Origin of the sequence: Streptomyces sp. NPDC090032 (assembly GCF_044748025.1) — a bacterium.
Lineage (GTDB): Bacteria > Actinomycetota > Actinomycetes > Streptomycetales > Streptomycetaceae > Streptomyces.
Window position 1 is genome coordinate 69674 of the sequence record NZ_JBIVFF010000024.1, and the last position, 6000, is coordinate 75673.

The 6000-nt window shown below is 69.9% G+C and carries 8 protein-coding genes; 6 read left to right on the top strand and 2 right to left on the bottom strand.

Annotation, left to right across the window (positions count from 1 at the left end; genetic code table 11):
* Nucleotides 1–3 precede the first annotated feature (3 nt).
* From ACIPWY_RS38585 to ACIPWY_RS38600, 4 genes are all read left to right on the top strand, one after another.
* Nucleotides 4–762 carry an SDR family NAD(P)-dependent oxidoreductase gene (locus tag ACIPWY_RS38585; protein ID WP_362910045.1) on the top strand — a complete coding sequence of 253 codons (759 nt, stop codon included), beginning with the start codon at nt 4–6 and terminating at the stop codon, nt 760–762.
* Nucleotides 759–1829 carry a threonine aldolase family protein gene (locus tag ACIPWY_RS38590; RefSeq protein ID WP_401536912.1) on the top strand — a complete coding sequence of 357 codons (1071 nt, stop codon included), beginning with the start codon at nt 759–761 and terminating at the stop codon, nt 1827–1829. Before ACIPWY_RS38585 ends, ACIPWY_RS38590 begins: the two co-directional genes overlap by 4 nt.
* Nucleotides 1830–1934: 105 nt before the next feature.
* A complete protein-coding gene (locus ACIPWY_RS38595) occupies nt 1935–2528 on the top strand; it encodes a transglutaminase family protein (RefSeq protein WP_362910043.1) in 594 nt (197 codons plus the stop codon).
* 69 nt (nt 2529–2597) lie between these two features.
* The gene (locus ACIPWY_RS38600; protein WP_362910041.1) at nt 2598–3284 is read left to right on the top strand and encodes a phenylalanine--tRNA ligase beta subunit-related protein; all 687 of its coding nucleotides are present in this window, start codon (nt 2598–2600) and stop codon (nt 3282–3284) included.
* A 40-nt stretch (nt 3285–3324) separates the two neighbouring features.
* On the opposite strand, the gene ACIPWY_RS38605 is transcribed toward ACIPWY_RS38600, so the two are convergent.
* Both ACIPWY_RS38605 and ACIPWY_RS38610 read right to left on the bottom strand, forming a co-directional pair.
* Nucleotides 3325–4053, bottom strand: coding sequence for a lysophospholipid acyltransferase family protein (locus ACIPWY_RS38605; protein ID WP_362910039.1), 729 nt, complete (start codon nt 4051–4053; stop codon nt 3325–3327).
* Nucleotides 4054–4228: 175 nt separating this feature from the next.
* Nucleotides 4229–4645: a DUF4395 domain-containing protein gene (locus ACIPWY_RS38610; RefSeq protein WP_362910037.1), complete on the bottom strand. Its 417-nt coding sequence runs from the start codon at nt 4643–4645 to the stop codon at nt 4229–4231.
* A 76-nt stretch (nt 4646–4721) separates the two neighbouring features.
* Here ACIPWY_RS38610 and ACIPWY_RS38615 point away from each other — a divergent pair, with 76 nt between their 5' ends.
* Entirely contained in the window at nt 4722–5129 is a 408-nt protein-coding gene (locus tag ACIPWY_RS38615; protein ID WP_362910035.1) for a thioredoxin family protein, read from the top strand.
* Nucleotides 5130–5339: 210 nt separating this feature from the next.
* Nucleotides 5340–5846, top strand: coding sequence for a flavin reductase family protein (locus tag ACIPWY_RS38620; protein ID WP_362910033.1), 507 nt, complete (start codon nt 5340–5342; stop codon nt 5844–5846).
* The last annotated feature ends 154 nt before the right edge of the window (nt 5847–6000 follow it).

The window sequence follows — 6000 nt, forward strand, 5'->3', positions numbered from 1 at the left end:
ACCATGGCCGAGAGCAACGGGAACGGCACGCTGGACGGAGCGGTCATCGCCGTGGCGGGCGCGGCCGGGCCCGCGGGCCGGGCCACTCTGCTGCGCCTCGCCGAGGCGGGCGCGACAGTCGTCGGAGCGGACGCGGACGCCGCGCGTCTGGCCGAGGCCGTGGACGCCGCGCGCTACGCCCACGGCGGCGCCACCGTCATCGGCGACACGGTCGACCTGCTCGACCTGAACGCGACCCGCGACTGGGCGGCTCACGTGGAGAAGGACTTCGGGCACGTCGACGGTGTGGTCCACCTCGTCGGCGGCTGGCGCGGCAGCGCCACGTTCGCCGAGACCGACCTCGCCGACTGGGAGCTGCTCGAAAAGCTCCTGATCCGTACGGTCCAGCACACCTCCCTCGCGTTCTACGACGCTCTCCAGCGCAGTGCCCGCGGACGCTACGTGCTGATCAGCGCTGCTGGCGCCGGCAAGCCGACCGCGGGCAACGCGGCGTACGCGGCCTCCAAGGCCGCAGCCGAGGCCTGGACCCTCGCTCTCGGCGATGCCTTCCGCAAGGCGGGGGGTGACGCGGGCCCGCAGCAGGCGGCTGCGATCCTGGTGGTGAAGGCGCTGGTGCACGACGCGATGCGCGCCGAGCGACCCAACGCGAAGTTCGCGGGTTTCACGGACGTCACGGACCTGGCCGATGCCATCGCCGGCGTCTGGGACCGGCCCGCCCATGAGTTGAACGGGACCCGTCTGTGGCTGACCGAGAAGCCGTGAATCCGCCGAAGACCGACGCCCGCAGGCATCACGACCCTGACGTCCGCGGCTTCGCGAGCGACAACTACGCGGGCGCGCACCCGGAGATCCTCGCGGCCCTCGCCCTAGCCAACGGCGGGCACCAGATCGCGTACGGGGAGGACGACTACACGGCGAACCTCCAGCAGATCATCCGCGCCCACTTCGGCCCCACGGCCGAGGCGTTCCCGGTCTTCAACGGCACCGGTGCCAACGTCGTCGCGCTCCAGGCGGTCACCGACCGCTGGGGCGCGGTGATCTGCGCCGAGTCCGCGCACATCAACGTGGACGAGGGCGGGGCCCCGGAGCGCATGGGCGGCCTCAAGCTGCTCACGGTGCAGACCCCGGACGGCAAGCTCACGCCCGAGCTCATCGACCGGCAGGCCTTCGGCTGGGACGACGAGCACCGGGCGATGCCGCAGGTCGTCTCGATCACGCAGAACACGGAGCTGGGCACGCTCTACACGCCCGACGAGATCCGCGCGATCTGCGACCACGCGCACGAGCGCGGCATGAAGGTGCACCTCGACGGCTCCCGGATAGCCAACGCGGCCGCGTCACTCGACGTGCCGATGCGCACGTTCACGAACGCGGTCGGCGTCGACATCCTGTCGCTGGGCGGCACGAAGAACGGCGCCCTGTTCGGCGAGGCCGTCGTCGTCCTCAATCAGGACGCCGTCAGTCACATGAAGCACCTGCGCAAGCTGTCGATGCAGCTCGCCTCCAAGATGCGTTTCGTGTCGGTGCAGTTGGAGGCCCTGCTCGCCAAGGACCTGTGGCTGCGCAACGCGCGGCACGCCAACGAGATGGCCCAGCGCCTCGCCGAGGGGGTCCGCGCCGTGCACGGCGTCGAGATCCTCTACCCGGTGCAGGCCAACGCGGTCTTCGCGAGGCTGCCGCACGACGTCAGCGAGCGTCTCCAGAAGCGTTACCGGTTCTACTTCTGGGACGAGGCGGCCGGCGACGTCCGCTGGATGTGCTCCTTCGACACCCGCGAGGAGGACGTCGACGGCTTCGTCGCCGCCCTCAAGGAGGAAATGGCCCGCTAGCGGCTCCTCCGGACTCACGCCGAGGAACGCGCGAGAGTGCATAGATATGCGATCGACCGTAATGTCATTGACTTGAGGTCGGTCGCATTTCTATGCTTCCGATCCATGCGGCTGATCCAGAAGAACCCAGACCTGTCCGCCTATTTGGCGGCCGACGAGGCCATCGACCACCACCACCCGCTCGTACGGAAGACTGCCGAGCGCCTCGCCGCGCAGGCCTCCGACTCATATTCATACGCCCGGGTCGCCTACGAGTTCGTGCGGGACGCCATCCCGCACTCCGCCGACAGCGGGGACCTGCGCGTCACCTGGCGCGCCTCGGACGTCCTGGAGCAGGGCACGGGCATCTGTCACGCCAAGTCGCATGCGCTGGCCGCGCTCCTGCGTGCCGAGGACATCCCTGCCGCGCTCTGCTACCAGCGGCTGGCGCATGACGCGGGGACCGGGTATGCGGTGCACGGCATGGTCGCCGTGCGATTTCACGGGGCCTGGCACCGGCAGGACTGCCGCGGGAACAAACGGGGGGTCGACGCCCAGTTCTCCCTCGACGGCGAGCGGCTGGCCTTCGTCGCGGATGCGGAGTCCAACGAGATGGACTATCCGGTACTCTTTGATGCACCGCACCCGGCTGTCCTGCGCGCCCTGCGAGACGCCCCCGACCGGCCGTACCTGTGGGAACACCTCCCCGACGCACTCTGAACATCAAGCGCAACACGAACATCAAGCGCTACCCGAACAGCAAGCACAGCCCGAACAGCAAGGCGGACGATGACCCTCCAGCTCACCGTGTCCGGCGAGGTACGCACCCTCGCGCCCGAGTTCCGACACGTCGCCATCGAGGCGTACGGGCTGGTCAACAGCCCGAGCGACGCGGGGACTTCGGCCCTTCTCGACGACGCGGCGCGCCGCCTCGGCGCACGCCTCGACGGACGCGCCCCGCACGAGGACCCGCACATGGCGGCCTGGCGCGCCGCCTACACCGCCTTCGGCGCCAAGCCCTCCCGCACCCGCAACTCGGCGGAGGCGCTGGCCAAGAGGGCGCTCGCCGACGGTGGACTTCCGCGGATCAACACCCTGGTCGACCTCTACAACGCGATCAGCGTGGCCCATCTGATCCCGGTCGGCGGCGAGGACCTGGACCACATCAAGGGAGGGATGCGCCTCGTCAGGGCCACCGGGGAAGAGGGCTTCGCCACCGTGGCCGGGGGCGAGGACGTCGTGGAACACCCCGACGCGGGCGAGGTCGTCTGGTGCGACGACGAGGGCGTGACCTGCCGCCGCTGGAACTGGCGCCAGGGCACGCGCACGCGCCTCACCGAGGAATCGGTCAACGCGCTCTTCCTGCTGGAGGCGATGGGGCCGCACTGTGACGTGACGGCGGCCGGCGCCGAACTCGCCGAACTCCTGGAGAAGTTCAGCCCCGGCGCGCGGATCACCGTCCACGCGCCGCAGTAGACGTACCGCGGGGGGCCCGCGGCACGTCTGCAGTACCGATTCAGCTCGCCTCGGCGGCCTTCACCTCTGCCGCGGTGGGCGCGGTGCCGCCGAGGTGCGCCGGCATCCACCAGGTGTCGTCCGGACCCTTGGGGCGTACGGGGTACGCGCGCTGCGCCGCCTCGAGCAGCTCCTGCACGCGCTCGCGCAGCCGCCGCGTGATGGCGCCGGCGAACTGGTCGCGCGGGGCCTCCATCGGCTCGCCCACCCGGATCGTGATCGGGATGTGCTGGCGCTTGAAGTTCTTCGGGTGGCCCTTCGTCCACAGGCGCTGGGTGCCCCACAGCGCCATCGGGATGAGCGGCACACCGGCCTCCTGGGCCAGACGCGCGGCGCCCGACTTGAAGCTCTTCAGCGTGAACGACTGCGAGATCGTCGCCTCGGGGAACACCCCGATGACCTCACCGGAGCGCAGCGAATCGAGGGCGTGCGCGTACGCGTCCTCACCCTGCTTCCGGTCCACGGGGATGTGCTTCATGCTGCGCATCAGCGGACCGGAGATCTTGTGCCGGAACACCGACTCCTTCGCCATGAAGCGCACCAGGCGCTTCTGCGGCAGGGCCACGAGACCGTCGAAGATGAAGTCCAGGTAGCTGATGTGGTTGCTGACCAGGACCGCGCCGCCGGAGCGCGGAATGTTCTCCGCGCCCTTGACGTCGATCTTGAGATCGAGCGCCTTGAACATCGTGCGGGCCGCGCCGATGACCGGACGGTAGACGAGCTCTGCCATGGAGGGGGAGGACCCTTCATCTCTGCCTGGGGAGGGGGCTCCCGGCGGGAAGTTACGCAGCCGTAGGTTTTGTGGCTTGCGCAGATCGTGCCCCATCAACGGCTGAGTAGCCAGTCCTGGTTCCGGCAGGGCGGGAGATCCTCGTCACTCCCACACGGACCGCGCAACCCGTTGATCAGCCAAATCGTGCCGCGCCGCGCCGCAGGAGCAGGTACATCTCGCAACCCAGGCAGTAGCCGAACGCCGAGTTGAGGAACGCCGCCGCCAGCGCGCAGGCCGTCGCCCCGAGCCCGAGCCAGCCCGGCCCCCACGCCAGACCAGCCAGACCCGCCGCCGCAAAGATGAGCCCGACGAACTGCGCGAACCGCGGCGGCTGCGGAGCCTCGAACTCCGTGGGCGGCCCGAGCCGCGGCCGCACCACCGTACGGAACAGCCACGCATAGGGAGAACGCCCCACCCCGCCCGCCGCGCCGAGCGCGAAACACAGCGTCTGCCACGCCAGGAGCCAGGCGCTGCCCGTGACGAGTACCAGGGCCAGTACGACCGTCGTGACCGCGGCACCGAACCGCGGCCCTCTCACATCGATGTCCATGAACCCAGCATTCCGCAACGGCGCGCTGCGCGGACCCGGGGAATCTTTGCGGTCTCGTGAATGCTGCACTGGAACGATGACCGGACTTGTGGTGTGTGTGGCCGTGCTCGCCGTGGCGAGCGCCTTCGGGCTGGTGCAACGGCGGCGGAGCGGGAGGATGAAGGTGCGGCAGGGCGAAGCGGCGCTCGGGGCGGCGCAGTTGGGCGAGGAGCTGGGGGAGCGGGCCACGCTCGTGCAGTTCTCCAGTGCCTTCTGCGCACCCTGCCGGGCGACCCGGCGCGTGCTCGGCGAAGTGGCCGAAATGGTTCCCGGCGTGGTGCACGTGGAGATCGACGCCGAGGAGCGGCTCGACCTCGTACGGGAACTCGGCGTTCTCAAGACGCCCACCGTTCTCGTCCTCGACGCGGCCGGGCGCATCGTGCGCCGGGCCATCGGCCAGCCGCGCAAGGCGGACGTCATCGCCGCGCTCGGGGAGGCGGTCTGACGGGTGGTGACTTCGTCGTGACGCTTCTCCCAGATGACGGGACGCACTTGACTGCACGCACCACCTATCGTCAGCCTGACTGTATGCCCACGGAACTCCTTCTCTTCGAGCGTGTCCATGTGGACCTCGCCCGCTGCGCGAGTGCGCGCTGTCCTCGCTGCTGAGCAGCCACGGACCCCGCTCGCACCCCTCCGGCAGAAGGACAACTCCATGACGGCCACGCCCGATCTCCGCACCGCCACGACCGCATCGGCCGACCTGCTGCGCTCGGTGTTCCGCCGGCACGCGGCCGGAGTCGCGGTGATCACCGCCCGGGGCGCCGCCCCCGTCGGCTTCACCGCCACCTCCCTGACGTCCGTGTCGGCCGAACCCCCCGTCATCTCGTTCGGCATCGGCCTGGGCGCTTCCAGCTGGCCCGTCGTCTCCGAGGCCGAACACATCGGCGTGCACATACTCGGCGAGCACCAGCAGGACCTCGCCGCCACGTTCGCGAAGAGCGGCGCCGACCGCTTCGGCGAGCCGACGCGCTGGTACGAGGGCCCGGAGCGTGTGCCCGTCCTCGACGGCGTTCTGGCCTGGCTGGTATGCCGGGTGATCGCGCGCGTGCCCGCCGGAGACCACCGCATCGTGCTGGCCGAAGCCGTCGTCGGGGACTCGGCGGGGACCGGCCGGCCGCTCGTCTACCACCAGGGCCGCTTCAACGGTCTGCGCGACTAGGATCACAGTTCAAAGCGCTTGCTTAGCGGGCAGAACCTGGGTGTACTGACGAGTAATATTTCGTTCGGGGCGCGGGCCGCCCCGACCGGGAGAGTCCGCTTCGGACGCCTATGCTGCCTGCAGGGAGCAAGGCCGCCCAGTAAAGACGATTGCA

Bases quoted from the DNA above. Each gene is read 5' to 3' on its own strand.
- ACIPWY_RS38585 (WP_362910045.1), top strand. From the start codon at position 4: ATGGCCGAGAGCAACGGGAACGGCACGCTGGACGGAGCGGTCATCGCC.
- ACIPWY_RS38605 (WP_362910039.1), bottom strand. From the start codon at position 4,053: ATGGCAGAGCTCGTCTACCGTCCGGTCATCGGCGCGGCCCGCACGATG.
- ACIPWY_RS38600 (WP_362910041.1), top strand. From the start codon at position 2,598: ATGACCCTCCAGCTCACCGTGTCCGGCGAGGTACGCACCCTCGCGCCC.
- ACIPWY_RS38610 (WP_362910037.1), bottom strand. From the start codon at position 4,645: ATGGACATCGATGTGAGAGGGCCGCGGTTCGGTGCCGCGGTCACGACG.
- ACIPWY_RS38620 (WP_362910033.1), top strand. From the start codon at position 5,340: ATGACGGCCACGCCCGATCTCCGCACCGCCACGACCGCATCGGCCGAC.
- ACIPWY_RS38595 (WP_362910043.1), top strand. From the start codon at position 1,935: ATGCGGCTGATCCAGAAGAACCCAGACCTGTCCGCCTATTTGGCGGCC.
- ACIPWY_RS38615 (WP_362910035.1), top strand. From the start codon at position 4,722: ATGACCGGACTTGTGGTGTGTGTGGCCGTGCTCGCCGTGGCGAGCGCC.